Raw genomic sequence first — 18,741 nt, forward strand, 5'->3', positions numbered from 1 at the left:
ATGGCGTTATATGTTGAAAATGGACAACCATTTAAAATTTGTCAATTAACTGATATTCATCTGGGAGAATATCCCTTAAATGAAGCTGATTTGAAGACTTTGCAAGGAATTAAGCAAGTATTAACTGATAATAAATTTGATTTAATTATGATTACTGGAGATTTGATCTGGGGGAAAGAAAACCTTGAGCCAAGAAAAAGTCTGCGGGAATTGTATGATTTGCTAAATCAGTTTGATGTTCCGGTCGCAATTACTTATGGAAATCATGATACTGAAGGTACATTTAGTAGAAAGTATTTGCGTGAGTTTGAAGAGAATTTACATAATCTAGCGGATCGTCATAACAGTTATATCGTTGATGATCGTGAAAACTATACCTTGCAAATTTTCAATAAACAAACAGATAAGTTGGTCAATGTCTTGTATGTTTGGGATAGTGGAGATTATTATAAAGATCCTCAAATTAGTCAATATGCTGCTATTGGTAGACATCAAATTAATTGGTATGCTGAAATTGCTCGAGACTGTAATCAAAGTAGTTTTGATTTAGGCTTTATGCACATTCCTTTACCAGAATATTTAGCTGTAGAAAAGTCATCAGTAACGGACACTTACAATGAAAAACCTTGTCCAGCTAATATCAATTCTGGCTTATTTTATGAAATCCTAATGGTTAATAAGATTAAGGCTCTCTACGCCGGACATGATCATGATAATAACTTTTCAGTGCAACACCAAGGAGTGCAATTAAATTATGGAAATGTTACTGGCTATAATACTTATGGTGACTTGCCACGTGGCGTTTTGAAGATTGATTTATACGCAGATAAAGTGGAACGTAAAATTATTAATTTCTAGTTTCTTTTAAAGAAATATTGAGTTAACTCATTTGAAAAGCAGAGAAAAATTTCAGAAAAAACTTACCAAATTAATTTTTTTCTGGTATATTAACCTATTGTTGTAACAAAACGGAGGTAAATATGAGTAAAACTCAAAGAATTAATACAAAACCTCTTCATCCGTTACTTGCATTGATGGGTGTTCTGATCGGTGGATTCGTTGGTATGTTCAGTGAAACATCACTAAACATCGCTCTTCCATCTATTATGAAAGCTTTTAATATTGAAACAGGTACTGCACAATGGTTAGTTACTGGTTATATGCTAGTAATTGCGATTGTCTTGCCACTTTCAAGTTTATTGACTAAACACTTCTCAACTAGGGGATTAGTTAGATTTGGACTTTGGGATTTCATCATTGGTTCAGTTATTTCAGCTATTGCCGTTAGTTTCCCAATGCTTTTAGTCGGTAGAATGATTCAAGGTATCGCTACTGGTATCATTTTGCCATTAATGTTCTCAATTGCTATGAGAATATTCCCACCTAATAAATTGGGTGGAGCTCTTGGTATGGCAGCATTAGTTATTATGTTTGCTCCTGCCATTGGACCTACAATTTCTGGTATTATTTTGGGCGCTTTGTCATGGAGATTTATTTTCTGGTCATTCATCATCTTCTTGTTGATTGGATGGGCCATCATGGAAAAGAATCTAACAAACGTCTTTGAAGTTACAAAACCAAAAGTTGATTGGCTAGCAATTATTCTTTCAACAATTAGTTTTGGCTTGATTGTCTTTGGTATTAGCTCCTTAAGTTCAAACATGGCAGTCGCTTTGATTGCTTTAGTAATTGGTTTGATTTTCTTGGTTGTTTATATCAGACAACAACTTCATGCAAATGTTCCAACTTTGGACTTTACAGTTCTAAAGAAACCTGAATTCGTTACTGGTTCTGTTCTAGTAATGATCAACTTTGGTATCACACTTTCAGCAATGTACCTATTGCCAATGTACCTTCAAAATGGTTTAGGTGTCGCCGTTGCTTTGACAGGTATAATTATGTTGCCAGGTGGAGTCATCAACGCCGTTGTTTCATTTGGTGCCGGTCGTGCTTACGATAAAATCGGTGCTAAGATGATGTCACGTCTTGGCTTCTTGATTTCAATTATTGGTTCCGCAATGTTCTTATTCAGTAATCAAAACAGTTCTATTGGTTACATCATTGCAGCCCACATTGTTTTGATGATTGGTGTTCCACTTGCCATGTCACCATCACAAACTTATGGTTTAAATTCACTAGATGCCTATCAATCAGCTGATGGTTCAGCTATTATCAATACTTTCCAACAAGTTATTGGTGCGGTTGCTACAGGTATCGCCACAATTCTTTTGAGCACTGGTCAAAATACTTACTTTGCAAATGGTGGACATTCTGCAAAAATAGCATTTACTAATGGCGCTCACTATGGATTTGTGTTTACATTAGTATTAGCTGTTTTTGGATTCTTATTGGCATTCCGTGTGCACAATAAGGTTAAAGAAACAGTAAGTTCCAAACAAGCAGAAACTTCTCCTGAAAAAGGTGAAAATACTGTAACTGAATAGACTAGTCGCAGAGTTTTTCAGTAAAAAACAATTGATACAAAAAAGAACTGATCAAGATGGTAATTGATTAGTTTTTTTTATGCCATGAATGTAAATTTGAGGTTGAAAAATATAACTGATTCTCTTATAATAATAGGGTTAATAAAATAAGTTAAATGTAATAACGGGAAGGAGGGTTTTTTAGATGTCACAAAATACACATAAAGGTATGACTGGCCACCGCCGTCCTGTAAACCAAAAAAATGGTGCAGAAAAACGCGCTAACACACAAGCTGTTCTTGACTTCTTGAAGAGCCGCGAAACAAAAGAATCAAAATAATTAGTAATAAATAAGAGCTGACGGAAAATCCGTTAGCTCTTTTTTTATACGGTCGTGATCTTGTTTCGACCAGTTCTTTTTGAATGATATAAAGCTTTATCGACACGTGAATAGAAATCAGTCATTGAAACATCGTGGGGACTAATTTCTGAAACTCCAAATGAAGCAGTGATGTTAATGTCTTTTTCTTTGAAGTGTATTGTTGTTGAATTGATAGCTGAGAAGATTTTGTTAACAATATCAGTCGTTTCTTCAACTTTGTAATTAGGGAAGATGACGTTAAATTCTTCGCCCCCAGTTCGGTATAACTTAATTTTAAGATCACTTTGTTTGAGTACATTTTGAACGATTTGAACGACTTCTTTTAAAACCGCATCACCAGCTAAATGACCGTAAGTATCATTGATGTTCTTGAAGTGATCGATGTCAAACATCATCATGGTAAATTTGGTATCAGGCTGGCTGTCCTCTTTGAAGATAGCTCGAAGATCAATGTCAAAGGCATCGTAATTAAAGGCATGCGTGAGTCGATCATGAGTAGCATCTCTGAACAAGGAGGCTCGTGATTCTAAGTCAGAGAACAAGACAGCTATGTATCCAATTGTAAATAATTCCATAACGAATAATGAAGTTAGTTGGTGAATAAACATAGGATTATTGATGTTAAATTTAATTTTGGCGAAGAACCAATAGAGAGATCCAAAGATGACACTAGCAATTAAGTATTTAAAGAACGGAAATTTATTTTTGGTGTGATTTTTAATATAGTTCAAAGCTTGATAAAAGATGATCAGATCAAATGATAGACACCAAGATTCCCAACTCGTCAGCGCTGAATTTAAAATCATGAATGCTAACAATATTAAAGGGAAGAAGTAGTAATAATAGTGTTTGTTGGCACTGAGAATCACTGTATAGAAGATGACTGAAATCAATTCGAAATTAATATAGATCCAGGAATGCTGTGCGCTCGTAGCGGTTATTTCCATATAGAACAGGAGCGACATGATATAAATGACACCCAAAGCGGCTCTTAAAGAATAAGGATCGTAATGAATCGCCATCTTGTTGAGAATGACCTTGATACCGGAGAATAATACTTGGAAAACTAAAAAGGCTCCTAGGATATAAAACAAACTCGGTAATAACGAAGATACATCTAGAAATGAACTAGTTAACAAATATTAATTCCTCCTCTGTGATATATATAACAATTATAATTGTATTTACATAGAAAATTAACAGTCAAACCAAACAAAATATCCTATAAAGAGTTTTATCTCCTTATAGGATATTTTTAGTCTACAGCTTCAGGACGGTGTAATTTAAATGTCAAAATTAGTGCTACAATCAAGAATCCTAAACAAGCTAGAAAACCTGCTTGAATACCGACGGATTGGTTAATTGTACTTCCAGTGATGATTTTATCGGCCATTGTGATAACCGCAATGATAATCGCTGTTCCAAAGGAAGCGGCAATTTGTCTAAGGGTATTGAAAGTTGCTACACCATCGGACAGATATTTCTTAGGTAAAGAACTTAAAGCTTGAGTTTGAATAGGAATCAAGATTAAGACTAAACCTAATTGGCGGATCATTTGCCCTAACGTCAACATTAAGACTGATGCATTAACGTCAATCACCGCTTGCATAAAGGTACCAAAACAGTCAATTAGAACACCGGTAACAACGATACGCTTAATTGGATATTTGTCGAATAGACGACCACTGACGGGTGACATGAAGCCAGTTAAAACGGCACCTGGTAACAGTGCTAAGCCGGAAATCAAAGGACTCTTGTGTAAAATGTTCTGGATCATCAGTGGTAGTAAAATCGTGTTGCCGTACATAGTTAAAACAATCAACATATTAATTGTTGTAGCGACTGAAAATTGTGAATGCTTAAAAATTTCAAAATTGATAATTGGACTGTCGGCTTTGTTTTCCATGATTGAGAAAATAGCAATTAGAATTAAGCCGATGACTGTGAATCCTAAAACATTGAAAGATAGGAATCGAGATTGACCAATGTTTGAGAAACCAGTTAATAGGAAGAGTAATCCTAAACTGATGGTGATCAAACTTGGTACGTCGAATTTGGGATTTTCACTCGTTTCAACTTGTGGCAATTGGAAAATCGACAATAAGACGACGGCAATGATAAACGGCAAGATCAAAATGAATAAGTATTGCCAAGGGAAGTACTGTAAAATCACGCCTGACAAAGTTGGACCAATAATAGGAGAGAAGTTAAAGGCTAAACCAATAATTCCCATAACAGCTCCTTGTTTGTCTCTGGTAGTATATTGCATTGCTAGAACATTAACTAAGGGCATCATCATTCCAGTTCCGATAGCTTGAATCATTCTACCGATGATAACTAGCATAAAGGTGTTGGCAATTGCTCCCAGTATTGTTCCGACTAAAAAAATTGAGCTAAAAGCAATAAATAGATGCCGAAAAGAAAATTTCTTAATAAAATAGGCACTCGTTGGAATCATGATTGCATTGACCAACGTGTAGCCGTTCGTCAACCATTGTACAGTAGAGGAGTTGACGTTGAAGACACGCATAAAAGTAGGTAGAGCTGTGTTCATCAAAGTAGAGCACAAAACACCGAAGAAGGTCCCGAAGACCATGATGAATAGTGATTTCTTAATTTGTTTTGACAATTTAGTGCTCCTAATCTAAAAGTAGTAACTTATTTATTTTAGTTATTTAGACTAGGCTGGTCAAACGCTATTTGTTTAGTTTTTCATAAACATTATGTGGAATATTTTGTTCAAAGGCTTCTTGATACGTGATGACATAAGTACCCTTAGTGGTTAATTTCAAGTAATGATCTTGTTTTAATTTACCCATACCAGTGAATTTGATGGGATGTTCTTGTCCTTTTTGATCATAACTAGTTAAGGTGTAGTTGTAATTACCATAACCATCCTCATCAACTGCTTTGGCATTATCGATTTTGACATAACGTGGTTCTTCTTTAACCAAAATATTAATTTTGTTGAATGCTTGGCCTGCTGCGCTCGTATTGTCCTTGAGACCTATACAAGCTCCGAAATACCCAATTGCTAATAGAAAAAAGCCTAACAAAAAAACTCTCAAAAAACTTCTCATTTGAATTACCTCCTGAAAAGTATCTTAAGAGTTTTTTGCTTTTTAAGACATTTGATTCACTTATATTACTCTTACAGATTTGTAAGCTTACCACCAATCGAAGTTAAGGGTGTAGTCTACAATCTTGTTGAATAATTTGGCAATTAATTCCATCATAGTCAAACACCTCCAGTAACTATTCTTTCTATCTATATTATAGTTGCTTATGAAAGCGTTATCAATAATTATTAACCCCAGATTTCATCTTGAATTGACTTAACGAGCTTTAATTTAGCCCATTCTTGATCTTCGGTCAAAACGTTGCCTTCTTCTGTTGATGCGAAGCCACATTGAGTTGATAACCAGAGACGGTCTAGTGGCAAATATTGACTAGCTTCTTTAATACGGTTGATGATGTCTTGACGATCTTCTAGTTCACCAGATTTAGTAGTCAAAAGACCTAAAACAACTTTTTTATTACCGGAAACCTTAGCTAGAGGTTCAAAACCACCAGCACGCTTTGAGTCGTATTCGAGGAAGTAAGTATCGACATTCTCTTTAGCAAAGAGTGTGTCAGCAACGGGACCATAACCGCCGGAGAAGGCAAAATCTGAATGATAGTTACCACGACAGACGTGTGTGTTGATAGTTAAATCTTCGGGTAAGTCTTCGATAGCTTTGTTGTTAAGGTTTAACAAGATATCTTGAATACCGGAGTTAGCATATGCTTGTCCATCAGGAGTTGAAAGGAAACTGTCGTCTAAGAATAGTCCCCATGAACAGTCGTCTAATTGGATTACTCGTGCACCTTCATCGTAAAAGGCCAAGATGGCATCATGATAAGCTTGTTCGATATCTGAATAAAGATCTTCGATATTAGGATAAAATTCTTTGATCTTATCGTCATTAGTTCCACGAATTAGTTCGATATAAAGTTGTGATGGAGCAGGGATAGTTTGCTTAGGTTCGATATCCAAGTTATCAGTCAATGACTTCAAATAATCGAAATGTTTAATGAATGGGTGAGTATCTTTGTTAAATTTGATTTTTCCAGAAAGGATAGCTGTGTCGTCACGAGTTTCTTCGTGAGCAAAATGATAACCTTCGCCGTAATGAATGTGATCGATACCTTCAAAGCCCCAGAAGAAATCGAGATGCCAGTATGAACGGCGGAATTCACCATCTGTAGCGTAATCCAAGCCAACCTTTACTTCTTTGTCGACTAAGTCTTTGATGGCCTTGTCTTCAACAGCTGTAAGTTCTGCTTGAGAGATTTTTTTGTTATTGAAATCTTTACGTGCTTGTTTTAATTCTTCTGGTCTAAGAAAACTTCCTACGTGTTGGAATCCGATTTTATTTGCTGTTTTTACTGTCATATTGTTTTTCCTCCTGAAATTGCTTATTTAATTTTTAGTTGGTGGTAGTGAAAAGAGTTAGGGGTGTAAAGACTCAAGGAATACGGAAGCTAAAGCTTCCCCATAACTGTCTCTAAGCAGCATGCTGCAAGTTCAAGGAATACGGAAGCTAAAGCTTCCCCATAACTGTCTCTAAGCAGCATAGCTGCAAAGAGACAGTAAAAAAATCGCCCCTACAAAACAGACCTAAATCTGAATTGTAGGGACGATTTCCCGTGATACCACCCTAATTTATACTTTGCTTACACAAAATACCTCAACGACACTAACATGTCCGGGATGATATCGCATCCTTGCGTACCTTTGGCTTGCACCTAGGTAAGACTCCAAGCTCATCTTCAGTTAAACTTTCGTTCCGCCTTTTCACTATCTAGCGGTCACTCTACAAACTACTCGTCAACTTACTCTTCTCTTCAACGTCTAATAAAATTAAATAAGTTTTAATTAATTGATTGGTGATTAATCTACACCTTGGTTTTTAGTTTGTCAAATATATATTTGAAAAAATTTATCGTTATAACGATGTTTTAGGAATTTTTAACTATGTCACTGGCTGTCCAAGTCAAGGTTCCGGTGTATTTTCCAGCTTTGGAATTACCGCTTTGTTTTAGTAAAATTCCCGAACTACTATTCCATTTTTGAGAAATATCGTCAATTTTTATTGGGTCGTGACTAGTTTTGTCATCAGTTATAAAAGTTGGGGCATCGGTTAATGGATGAATAGTATTTTGTTGATCAACAAAAACTGGTGAACCGTTAAAAAGTTCTTCGCCATTTTTTAAAGGAGTGGTAGAGACACTCAAAGACCAAGGTTCACGAAAACTAGTAATTTCTAGAATAAAGTTAGTTTTACGATGCAGGATTTTATTAGTATTGAAAATATTAGTATCAGAAAATTCGATGTTTTTTGAAGTTCTAATTTGTAGAATTTTATTTTGTAAGACATGTACGGTGAAGGTCTGCGGAGATGTGGAGATATTGTCTTTATCAGTGGCAAAAACCGTAACGGGGACGTCAGTCTGACTAGGAAAAAGGGACCAAAAATCAACTTTTGAAATATCATTATCAATTAGTTCGCGTAAATCAATCGTATTTTCTGAAGTATCAGAATTAGAATTGGATGGTAACTCTTTCGTAAAGGTATGACTGCCCACCTTGAATGTATATTTGATTTTGTCGGAATCATAAAAGTCGTGTTTGTCACTATAAGTTAATTCAGGATTGATATCGAGTGTGGCATTCTCTTGCTTGAATAATAAATTTTTATCTGTCAGTGGTTTCAAAGACATCGACCAAGTAGGATTATATTTGATAATAAAACTAGGTGTTTCAGTAGAACTGATATTGGTATCACCAACGAATTTTGCCGGTTGTTTAGTAATATCCAAATCCTTCCCCGTCGTATTATTGACAGTTCCATTGAGCGTGATTTTAGCAGTACTGTCATTTGTATTGAGGGGAGAACGCAAGGTGTACGAAATATAAGTTTTATCAGTTGCTAAAGAGCTTGCGGGGATGCCTTCAATTATGCCATTAGCATAGGTGATGGTTCCAATATTGTCTTGGGCATCGGGAGTTAATTTGAAGTGCTTCGGTAAATTAAAACGTGCTTTGATGTTGTTCCAGTCAGCATTTCCTGTGTCGTAATTCAATTGATAGGTAAGGGCGACTTTGTCACCACCTAAGACTGTTTTATCGGTCGAATCTTCAGTTATAGTTTTGTTTAGACTTTGATCAAAGAGTGAACTGGTTGCATGGGCTTCTACTAGAGATGGGATGGATTCAAAATCAACTAATTTGCTAGCTACAAGTCTAGTTTCTTTTGGACTTGGTTTGTCACTATTTGCACCGGTAAAACCCCACAATACGGTATGTTGACCATTAGCCAGGTGAAAAATATCAGTATTAACGTCTATTGAATGTGAAATACTTTTGTTGAATTGATTACCAGTATTTACTGGATTCAAAGTACCATCTTTATCTTTGTCATTAAAATAATAAGTAGCTTTACCGATTGTGCTGCCAGCTTTTGGAGGAGTCCAAGTAAAGGTCATATGATGCCAATCAACGTTTTGATTATGTGAATCAGTACCGTCAATTAAGGCGGCTGTGGTGTTTTCTGTATGAAATAGTGAGTAAGTTTTTGTAAAAGGGCTATAAGTATCACTATTGGATGTTCCAGTGACTAAATTTGTTAAATGATAGGAGTTGGAATTGGATGGAAAAGTAAAAGAAATGTGACCGAATTGTCCGGAATAAGCCCCTAATAAGGTGTTGTCTGGGAAATTATTCGGTGCAGCAATACTAGTATCTACGGTATCAAATGCATTTAATGAGTAATCTGCATGTTGATAGACTATAAATGGATATCTCCAAATACTACCAGTCGAATAGGTTTGAAAGGCCGTTGGAGCATCTCCTTGTGAATTAGTCACATCGTTTTTTTGTGTATCAAATTCAATAGCTAAACTATTTTGAATAGCGCTTTTAGCAATTGTAGTGGGATCGTCAAATTTTGTAGTATAGTAGTCAATCAGGCCAGAACCATTGGCTTGTGTTTTCGTAGACCGGTCATATCCATCAACACCTAACGCTTGTCCTCCAGCACCTAAGGCAGCTTGTTTTCGACTATCATTTTGTAAAACTAGGGCCATTCCTTGTCCGTTAAAAACATCTGATCCTTGGTCAGGTCCAAAATATAACCAGGCTGAAATTGTTTGAGGATAGCGCAAATCAATATAATTTTTAATATCATCGCGCCCCCATAATGCACCATAAGTAGAATAACCATCGGCTAAATCTAGGATGTAATTATTTTTTATTGAAGCAGAATTTGTCTTGAAAGGATTATGTTCTCCATAAGGTGATGGCTGAGTAACAGGGTAGAAATATTTGTGGATATCAATTCCTTCAGGTGCAGAAGCGATAGCACTGTTAGTATCCGCAAAGCTAGTGGAATAATTGTTTGAAACATAAATAAGACCTATAAGAATAGTTAAGATAAAAAATAATACATACTTTCTCATCATAAATAACACTTCCCTTAATGGATTCTTAAGAAGGCGATATATATACGATATGAGTATAGTCCATTTGTACACATTTAAATCATTTATGAGTATTATTTATGTAATTTAAATATAAATAAATTGTCAATTAGATATATTGTTTATAGAATTAAATTTATTGTATAAAAAAACACATCCCTTAGGATGTGCTTACAAATCTATTTATTAGTATCGACGATATTGTCGGGTTTCAAACCTTCAATCAATGATTTGTTAGAATCAAATGATGTTGTGATCATATTATGAATGGCTGTTTCTGTATAGAAAGCACTGTGTGGAGTAACGATAACATTCAAACGTTTAGCTAGATTTCTGATCTTTTCGTTAGGAATGTTGTCGATGCTAGACCATTTCTTACCAAAAACAGAATTTTCATTGTCGATAACGTCTAGTCCGGCTCCAGCAACTTTACCACTGTCTAAGCCCTTGATTAAAGCATCAGTATCAATTAATTCACCACGGGCACAGTTAATGATGTAGACGCCATTTTTCATTTGTTCGATAGCTTTTTCATTGATCATATACTTGTTACTGTCGAATAATGGCACGTGGAGAGTGATAATGTCGGCTTGTTTGTACAATTCTTCCAATGTATCAACGTATAAACCTTGTTTTTCAATTTCAGGATTGTGGTAAACATCATAAGCAACGATTTTGCAGCCAAAGCCTTTTAGAATTTGCATAACAACACGGCCAATGTGACCAGTACCGATGACACCAACTGTTTGTTCACGGTATTCTTTACCAATTGTAGGTGCCCAAGTGAAGTTGCCGTCTTCAATTTTTTGAGCAAATTCAGGAGTACGGCGGAGCAATCTTCCCATTAATAGTACTGCGTGTTCAGCGATGGCATTAGGTGAGTAAACTGGTACGTTTGTCAAAGTAAAGCCAAAATCGTTGAGATCTTGGAAATTGAAATTATCAACTCCAACGTTACGGATAGAAATATATTTGATGCCTAAATTGTGAAGTACTTCCAAGGCTTCTCTAGTGTAGTCAGCTGTTTGAAGAGTAACTACACCGTCAGCACCTTCAGCCATACGAGCTGAGTCAGCAGTCAGCATGTTGTTAGTGAAGCCCACTTCGACATCTGGGTTTGCTTGTTCCCATTTTTTCAAAGATGGTTCTTCATCTTCACGAATTCCATAAGCAAATATTTTCATCAAAAAATCCTCCTTTAAGCTATACACTAATTAAAGCAGAATTTATAATTTGATTCAAAAATAACCAGCCAAAATGAATTAAACATTTTGACTGGTTATTTGTCTTTTTAGTCCTCTGAAATATCGACTGGGAATTTCGGAGTTTGATTATTTAGCATTTTAAGATTGTCATTCAAAGAATCGAAGACCATATTATGAACAGCTGTAGTTGTATAGAAGGCTGTATGTGGAGTCATGATGACGTTCTTGCGGTTAAGTAGAGCTTGGAATTGTGGATCTTTGACATCTTCAATCTTGTCGAATTTCTTTTGGAAGACATCATTTTCACTTTCCAAGACATCCAAACCAGCACCGCCAACTTTGCCACTGTCCAAGGCTTCAATCAAAGCATCAGTATCAACTAAGCCACCACGAGCAGCATTGATAAAGATTACGCCGTCTTTCATTTTGGCAAAGGCAGCTTTATCAATCATATGAACATCACGTTTGGCTAGAGGTGTGTGTAGCGTTATAATGTTAGCTTGCTCTAATACTTTATCCAAAGAATCAACGTAGATTCCTAGATTCTCCAAGTATGGGTCAGGCTTAATATCGTAAGCTACTACTTTGGCACCAAAGGCGAGCATCAATCTAGCAACGACTGAGCCGATGTGACCGGTTCCTACAATACCAACAGTTTTACCATTGATTTCCTCCCCGATTGTAGGGTACCAGCGGAAGTCAGCGTTATTGAATTTCTCGTCAAATTCTGGTACTCGTCTTAACAAACGTAAAATCAAACTAGTTGTGTGTTCAGCAATAGCGTTAGGTGAGTAAACGGGAACACTCGTCAATGAAAATCCGAAATCACGGAGATCCTTGAAATCAAAGCCGTCCAAACCAACGTTACGAACTGAGATTTTACTAATGCCAAAGTCGTGCAACTTTTGCAAGGCCAAGCGAGTATAGGGTTGTGTTTGCAACATTACAACGCCGTTATAACCTTTTGCCAAATCAACTGTTTCTTCAGTAACGATTTTGTCAGTATAGTCGATTTCAACATCTGGATTAGCGTTTTCCCATTCCTTTAGGTAAACTGCCTCGTCTGGTCGAACTCCGTATAGAAAAATTTTCATAGCGATCCCTCTTTCGTATAATTAGAAAATATATATTAAATTAGTAAAATTCTAATAATTTAATTGTTATTAAGTTTAACGCAAATTCTGACAAATGAAAGGGGAAATTTTAAATTATTTAGATAATTCTAAGTCTTGAACCTTCTTTTCGAGTGCTTCAACGTCAAAATCTCTTGAGAATTCGGCTAGATGAACTAAATTACGCAAGAAATCATGAGTTTTAGCTTCATAGTGATATTTCAATCCCAAATCGTAAATATAGCCGTTGATATAGTCGACCTCAGTGTTACGTCCTTTGGACATGTCTTGATACATTGAAGGGTAGTGCAAAGGATTGCTGACACTACTTACGAATTGAACGGATTCCCATTCTTCTTCACGAGTATTGAGCAAAGTAATTCCTGCACGTTCGCAGACATCGAAAGCTTCATCGATCAACTGTCGACTGAGCTTTTCAGCAACTGGTGATTGAATGAATTCACCCATTTGAATCTCGAACATGGTACACAAAGTGTTAACGACTGAATTGAAAATAACTTTTGCCATCAAGGTTCCCATAAAATTGGTCGTCAAGTTGGGATTAAGGTTAGCTTGAGTAAACTCATCCTGAATATTTTTAGTCATTTCATCGGGTGTTTCCGTCTCATTAGCCATATTCATGCTACCAGCACCTTTAGCACCGATAAAATCAACGTCTCCAGGTCCATTCAAAACTGTACCAATCAACGCAGTAGCGCCAATAACGTTTTGCTTGTCGAAGTATTGATTCAACTTGTCGATATGGCCCATTCCGTTCATTGGTGAAACCACATATTGAGATGGTTTAAAAGCATGTGCTGTTCGTTTCAAAGCATCAGCCAATTGCATTTGTTTAGTGAAAACGACCCAAACATCAGGATCACCAGTATATTCTTCGGGGGAGTAAATATTGACGGGCACCAAGTGCTTATTCTTGTGATCACGTGAAACGAAAACGCCATTTTGTTCACGAATCTTATCAATTTGTGGTTGCCAAATTTCGACAAAGTCGACATCGAATCCAGCTTCCTGTAGAAGAACTCCATAACGTAGTCCCATAGCACCTGCACCTAATATTGCATATTTCATAAATACCGCCTCCAAAATTTTTTGTGACTGTATTATTAGACGAATATTAGAGAATGTCAAATTAAAATTAATCAATTTTAATGAATTTACAGTGCGTTTTTTGAATGCATTATATAGTGTGTTTTATCAACAAAAATTATAAAAATAAAAAATATTATTTAAGCAATTGACAATTCGATAAACAAATATTATTCTAAATACAATTTAATTTTATTCTAATTTGAAAAGAGGCCTTCGCTATGTATACTATTTTGATTATTGTCGTCGTGATTATTTTGCAGATCAACTTGGGTCAAGCGTTGCCTCTAGTGAAAAACTAAGGGACACAAAAAGGGCCGCCAAGTTGATCTATTTCGACTTGGCGGCCCTTTTTTACTTAAAATTTATTCAGTATCATAACGATTCAATACGTAGATTGCTAATACAACAATGATTGCTCCAATAATTTCGGGCAAGTTAACAGCATAATGTAAGAAAATCACGCTTAAAACTAGAGTTGTAAATGGTTGTACAGCATCAGTAATACTAATGATTGCAGCGGTTGTGTACTTAGTACTCAAGACCATCAATAAGAATGCAGAGACAGTTCCTAAAAGAATAACGGTTCCGATTCCAAGAACGCTAGCGGTACTCATTTTTGGTGGGTTGACCCAGATGGGACTGAAGAAATTGGAAATAATTCCCGCAATCAACATACCCCAACCAGTAATCAAAATTCCGTGATATTTGGCGATAAGGGATTGTGGAATAACAACGTATAAAGCAGCTGTAATACCACTACCAATTCCCCAAAGTACTGAAACAAACGGAATAGATAAGTGACCAATGTCACCACGAGTAATCATCAAGACTACACCAATCAATGCCAAAACAAAGGAGATGACATCAACACGAGAAGTTTTCTTTTTCGTGAAAAGAATCAAACCAATCATAATGAAGAGTGGTGATAAATACTGCAAAATAGTTGCAGTAGAAGAATTACCAGTTTTAATGGCATGGAAGAAGGTGAACATATTAGCTAACAAACCGAAAACGGCAAATGAAACTAACGTCAAAAGATCTTTCCAATTCTTAAAAACAGCAAAGAACTCTTTGCTTGGTAAAACAATTAAGCCAACGGCTAACAAAATAATTCCGGCTACGGTAGTTCTAGTTGCGATAAACCACATAGCTGGGATGTTCAAATTCTTAGCAACGACTTGCAAGACAGTTCCAGATACACCCCAAAGAGCAGACGCACAAAATGCTAACCAAAATCCTCGGTTAAGAGTTTTCTTGGCCAGTTTTTTCCCTTCGTCCATGAAAAAATTCCTCCTAAAAAAAGCTAATAGCAATATTATACCTGTGAATAAACGATTTTGACTATTGTTTTTTTTATATCATGACGTTTGGCACGTAAAGGTATGGAGAACTTTGTTGCTATCAATGAATCCCTTTAAAATGGTATATACCGTATTTAATTTTTAGTGATAGCGTTGACTTAATTATTCCAATGAAATTTTGATGATTTTTACATCATATGAGCCTTCAGGAGCGCTGACTGAAACTGTATCGCCGACTTTATGATTTTCTAAAGCACTGCCGATTGGTGAGGCAAAAGAAATTTTGTTTTGAGTTAAATTAGCTTCTTGTTTTCCGACTAATTGATAAGTAACCTGGTCGTGATCGTCTAAAAATTCAATTGTCACGAATTTACCAATATCTAAAAGGTCGTTATCAGCAGGCAAAACTACATCAGCGTATTGCAATTGTTTGTGTAAATAACGTAAACGGCTCTCAAGATGTCCTAGATCACGTTTGGCACTAGAATATTCGGTGTTTTCGGAACGGTCGCCTAAAGCTGCAGCGGCTGCCAAGATTTTGATTTTTTCAGGACGACTGGCCTTCAAATCTTTTATTTCTTGTTCGATAGCTTTGTAGCCAGCAGGTGTCATCTTATTAAAAGTTGGTTCCATTTTAAAAACCTCGATTTAGTTGTTTTAAATCCAATGTAACACAAAAAAGGCACCTTCCAAAGAAGATACCTTTTAGTAATTGATTATAGATTTGCATCCATATTAAATGTAAGTTTTGAAAGATTGATTCCTTTAGTATAAAGTTCACCAAAGAATTTGTGAGTCTTTTCTTGCATTTGCTTAACAACCTTTTGGTTACGGTCAGTTAAGAATTCAACTAGTTCATCACCAGAATAGTTAGCAGCTAATTTGTCAGTTTCAGCAACAGCTTCACGTAGTTCTTGACGAATTTCTGTTAAGTAGTCGATATCGTCTTGAATGAATTCTGTGTAGTTTGATTCAACTAGAACTGACAAGGCTTTATACATCCAATATGCATCCTTGAAGTTGAATTCAAGTGAAGCATCATTATATGAAGGATCTGTTTCGTTCATATTAGTATAGAAAGGAATGTATGGTGAGAATGTTGGGTAACCGATACATAACCACATGATAGCAGCATATTCTTCAGGAACGTCATTTCTGATTTGAAGAACGTGTGAGTTTTGAGTTCTGTTCAAACCGATTGGACGGTAACGGTGTTTGTCATCTTCACTAGCATATGGGCTGAATGGATCGAATGGTGTTTCGTTGTAGTGTGAACCCAAAACATATTCGATATCATCAACAGAAATCTTGTGATCTGTCTTCATGATGAAAGGTAATTCACCATCTTCTGGATCTTGTTGGATTTCTGGGTTGAAGTACTTTTGACCAAACCAAACACGTGGTGTGTTGTAGTGACGATCTTTAAGGTTGTCTGTACCGAAGATATGTCTGAAGTTCCAGCCAGTCTTGTCAGTGTTTAGGTGGTTCTTTTCAACAAATTCTTGGATTCCTTCTGACCACATGAATTCGTCAGTATTATTGAAATCTACTTGTTGAATTGAAACACGGTTAGCACAAACAGCATAACTGTCGTCAGGAATTCTTTGGGCTACCCAGTGGTGACCAGTAACGATTTCCATGTACCAAACGTCATCTTTGTCACTGAATAGAACAGAGTTACCAGCAGGTGAACCGAACTTCTTGATCAATTCACCAGTACGTTGTACAGCACCTTTGGCTGAGTCAACATAAGGTAGGACCATACGAACGATAACGTCTTCGTCCATACCATCTTTAACTAATGGATCAAAAGCTAAGGCACGTTCGTTACCATAAGTACTTTCTGTGGCAGACATAGCAACGTTCTTACCATTAATACCACTTTCGTCGTAGTAGCCAAACTTCTTGTAATCAACGTTTGGAACGGCAGGCCATTTGTAGCCATTTTCAGGAACTTCTGATTCAAAGCCATTTAACCATGACTTAACCTTGCGTCCTTTTTTACCGTTTACGGCAGGATTCAATACGAAGCTATGTGGAGCTACCGCAAAGAAAGTGTCGTCGTTTCTAGCAATCATTGTTGATCCATCTAAACTGGCGTTTTTACCAACTAAAATAGTGGTACAAGCGTCATCCAAATGATTTTTCTTCATCTTTTCGAATTCCTCCTATTTGTACTGGTTACATTCTATCATATAAATGTAAGCAGTATCTTCAAACTTATTCATATTGTAATCACGAATATATGGTATAATTTTGATAAATTAGGAGGGTGTAATGGATATAAACACGAACGATAAGGAAGAATCATTCCTTAAAAATCTGTTATTAGGCTTTCAGCATTTGTTAGCAATGTATTCTGGCGATATTTTGATTCCAATTTTAATTGGTGCTTCTCTAGGATTCAGTGCTAAAGAAATGACTTATCTAATTTCAGTTGATATTTTTATGTGTGGGGTTGCTACACTCTTACAGATTAAACGAACACCATTGACGGGTATTGGTTTGCCAGTTGTTTTGGGTTCAGCTGTCGAATATGTAACGCCGTTACAAAACATTGGGCATCATTTTGGAATTGCCTATATGTATGGTGCCATCATCGCTGCTGGGGTTTTCATCATGTTGATTTCCAAGTTATTCGCTAACTTGAAAGACTTCTTCCCAACAGTAGTTACTGGTTCTTTGATTACTTTGATTGGATTTACTTTGATTCCTGTAGCTTTCCAAAATATTGGTGGTGGAAACGTTGATGCCAAAGATTTTGGTAGCTCTACGAATCTGATCCTAGGATTTGCAACAGCCTTGATTATTGTGATCGTAAGTATTTGGGGTCGCGGATTTATCAAGCAAATTGCTGTTTTGATCGGTATTGTTGCCGGATATTTATTAGGAATTGGAATGGGCGAGATTGGTTTCAAGACCGTGGGTACTGCTCATTGGTTCCAAATTCCTCAACCATTTTACTTTGCAACGCCTAAGTTTGAATGGTCATCGATCGTAGTTATGCTTTTAGCTGCTTTAACTTGTATGATTGAGTCAACTGGTGTTTACTACGCTTTGGCAGAATTGACAGGCGATGATTTGGATAAAGATGATTTACAAAGAGGTTATGCTTCAGAAGGCTTGGCTGCTATCTTAGGTGGTATCTTTAATACATTCCCATATTCGACTTTCTCACAAAATGTGGCGGTCGTTCAATTGTCAGGAATTAAGAAGAACAAGCCAGTTTATTTCTCAGCCTTCCTATTAATTATTTTAGGTTTGATTCCTAAGGTTGGTGCTGTAGCTGAATTGATTCCTAATGCCGTCTTGGGTGGTGCCATGTTGATTATGTTTGGTACCGTAGGTATTGAAGGAATTAAGATGTTGTCACGTGTTGAAATGAATAACAACAACATTATGATTATGGCAGTTTCAATCAGTTTGGGCTTGGGTGTAACAGTTCAACCAACGTTATTGCACTTCTTGCCATCAACTGTTCAAACTATTTTAAACAATGGTTTAGTAGTCGGAAGTTTCTCAGCAATTATTTTGAATTTATTGCTAAATCCGAACAAAAAGACAAATTAGCAAGTTTTGAAACTTTCAAAGCATAAGCAAAGTTTGGTCATATTTTCATCACATTTGGTACGTATACTTGTCGATAAATAAGATAAGTATACGTATTTTTTTTAGCCAAAGGAGTGA

15 protein-coding genes are annotated in these 18,741 nt (G+C 36.2%); 4 read left to right on the top strand and 11 right to left on the bottom strand.

Translation table 11 applies throughout. The features are described 5' to 3' along the window. The 3 genes from FFM65_RS00105 (at position 1) to FFM65_RS12245 (ending at position 2,763) form a co-directional block, all read left to right on the top strand. A complete protein-coding gene (locus tag FFM65_RS00105; protein ID WP_119317086.1) occupies positions 1-858 on the top strand; it encodes a metallophosphoesterase in 858 nt (285 codons plus the stop codon). A 122-nt stretch (positions 859-980) separates the two neighbouring features. After that, positions 981-2,444 carry an MFS transporter gene (locus FFM65_RS00110; protein WP_119317087.1) on the top strand — a complete coding sequence of 488 codons (1,464 nt, stop codon included), beginning with the start codon at positions 981-983 and terminating at the stop codon, positions 2,442-2,444. A 184-nt stretch (positions 2,445-2,628) separates the two neighbouring features. Continuing rightward, entirely contained in the window at positions 2,629-2,763 is a 135-nt protein-coding gene (locus FFM65_RS12245; protein ID WP_255311455.1) for a hypothetical protein, read from the top strand. Positions 2,764-2,807: 44 nt separating this feature from the next. Here FFM65_RS12245 and FFM65_RS00115 read toward each other — a convergent pair whose 3' ends face one another. The 11 genes from FFM65_RS00115 to FFM65_RS00165 form a co-directional block, all read right to left on the bottom strand. Further along, positions 2,808-3,944: a GGDEF domain-containing protein gene (locus FFM65_RS00115; protein WP_119317088.1), complete on the bottom strand. Its 1,137-nt coding sequence runs from the start codon at positions 3,942-3,944 to the stop codon at positions 2,808-2,810. A 116-nt stretch (positions 3,945-4,060) separates the two neighbouring features. Next, a complete protein-coding gene (locus tag FFM65_RS00120; protein ID WP_174795660.1) occupies positions 4,061-5,401 on the bottom strand; it encodes a DHA2 family efflux MFS transporter permease subunit in 1,341 nt (446 codons plus the stop codon). Between the two features lie 100 nt (positions 5,402-5,501). Next, a complete protein-coding gene (locus FFM65_RS00125; protein ID WP_119317090.1) occupies positions 5,502-5,885 on the bottom strand; it encodes a YxeA family protein in 384 nt (127 codons plus the stop codon). Between the two features lie 227 nt (positions 5,886-6,112). Beyond that, entirely contained in the window at positions 6,113-7,240 is a 1,128-nt protein-coding gene (locus FFM65_RS00130) for a 5-methyltetrahydropteroyltriglutamate--homocysteine S-methyltransferase (RefSeq protein WP_119317091.1), read from the bottom strand. Positions 7,241-7,806: 566 nt separating this feature from the next. Further along, a complete protein-coding gene (locus FFM65_RS00135; RefSeq protein WP_119317092.1) occupies positions 7,807-10,308 on the bottom strand; it encodes a hypothetical protein in 2,502 nt (833 codons plus the stop codon). A gap of 197 nt (positions 10,309-10,505) precedes the next feature. After that, on the bottom strand, positions 10,506-11,513 hold the full coding sequence (locus FFM65_RS00140) for a D-2-hydroxyacid dehydrogenase (RefSeq protein ID WP_162897855.1): 1,008 nt from the start codon (positions 11,511-11,513) through the stop codon (positions 10,506-10,508). Positions 11,514-11,617: 104 nt separating this feature from the next. Next, complete coding sequence (locus FFM65_RS00145; RefSeq protein ID WP_119317094.1) at positions 11,618-12,625, bottom strand: D-2-hydroxyacid dehydrogenase; 1,008 nt, start codon at positions 12,623-12,625, stop codon at positions 11,618-11,620. Between the two features lie 114 nt (positions 12,626-12,739). Next, positions 12,740-13,732: a ketopantoate reductase family protein gene (locus tag FFM65_RS00150; RefSeq protein WP_119317095.1), complete on the bottom strand. Its 993-nt coding sequence runs from the start codon at positions 13,730-13,732 to the stop codon at positions 12,740-12,742. 383 nt (positions 13,733-14,115) lie between these two features. Next, the gene (locus FFM65_RS00155) at positions 14,116-15,033 is read right to left on the bottom strand and encodes a DMT family transporter (protein ID WP_119317096.1); all 918 of its coding nucleotides are present in this window, start codon (positions 15,031-15,033) and stop codon (positions 14,116-14,118) included. Positions 15,034-15,216: 183 nt separating this feature from the next. After that, entirely contained in the window at positions 15,217-15,687 is a 471-nt protein-coding gene (gene greA, locus FFM65_RS00160) for a transcription elongation factor GreA (RefSeq protein WP_119317097.1), read from the bottom strand. An 83-nt stretch (positions 15,688-15,770) separates the two neighbouring features. Next, the gene (locus FFM65_RS00165; protein WP_119317098.1) at positions 15,771-17,207 is read right to left on the bottom strand and encodes a C69 family dipeptidase; all 1,437 of its coding nucleotides are present in this window, start codon (positions 17,205-17,207) and stop codon (positions 15,771-15,773) included. A 124-nt stretch (positions 17,208-17,331) separates the two neighbouring features. Here FFM65_RS00165 and FFM65_RS00170 point away from each other — a divergent pair, with 124 nt between their 5' ends. Further along, positions 17,332-18,624 (top strand): nucleobase:cation symporter-2 family protein, encoded by a 1,293-nt coding sequence (locus FFM65_RS00170; RefSeq protein WP_119317099.1) that lies wholly within the window; start codon positions 17,332-17,334, stop codon positions 18,622-18,624. The last annotated feature ends 117 nt before the right edge of the window (positions 18,625-18,741 follow it).

The sequence above is a fragment of the Companilactobacillus formosensis genome, from assembly GCF_005405305.1.
Lineage (GTDB): Bacteria > Bacillota > Bacilli > Lactobacillales > Lactobacillaceae > Companilactobacillus > Companilactobacillus formosensis.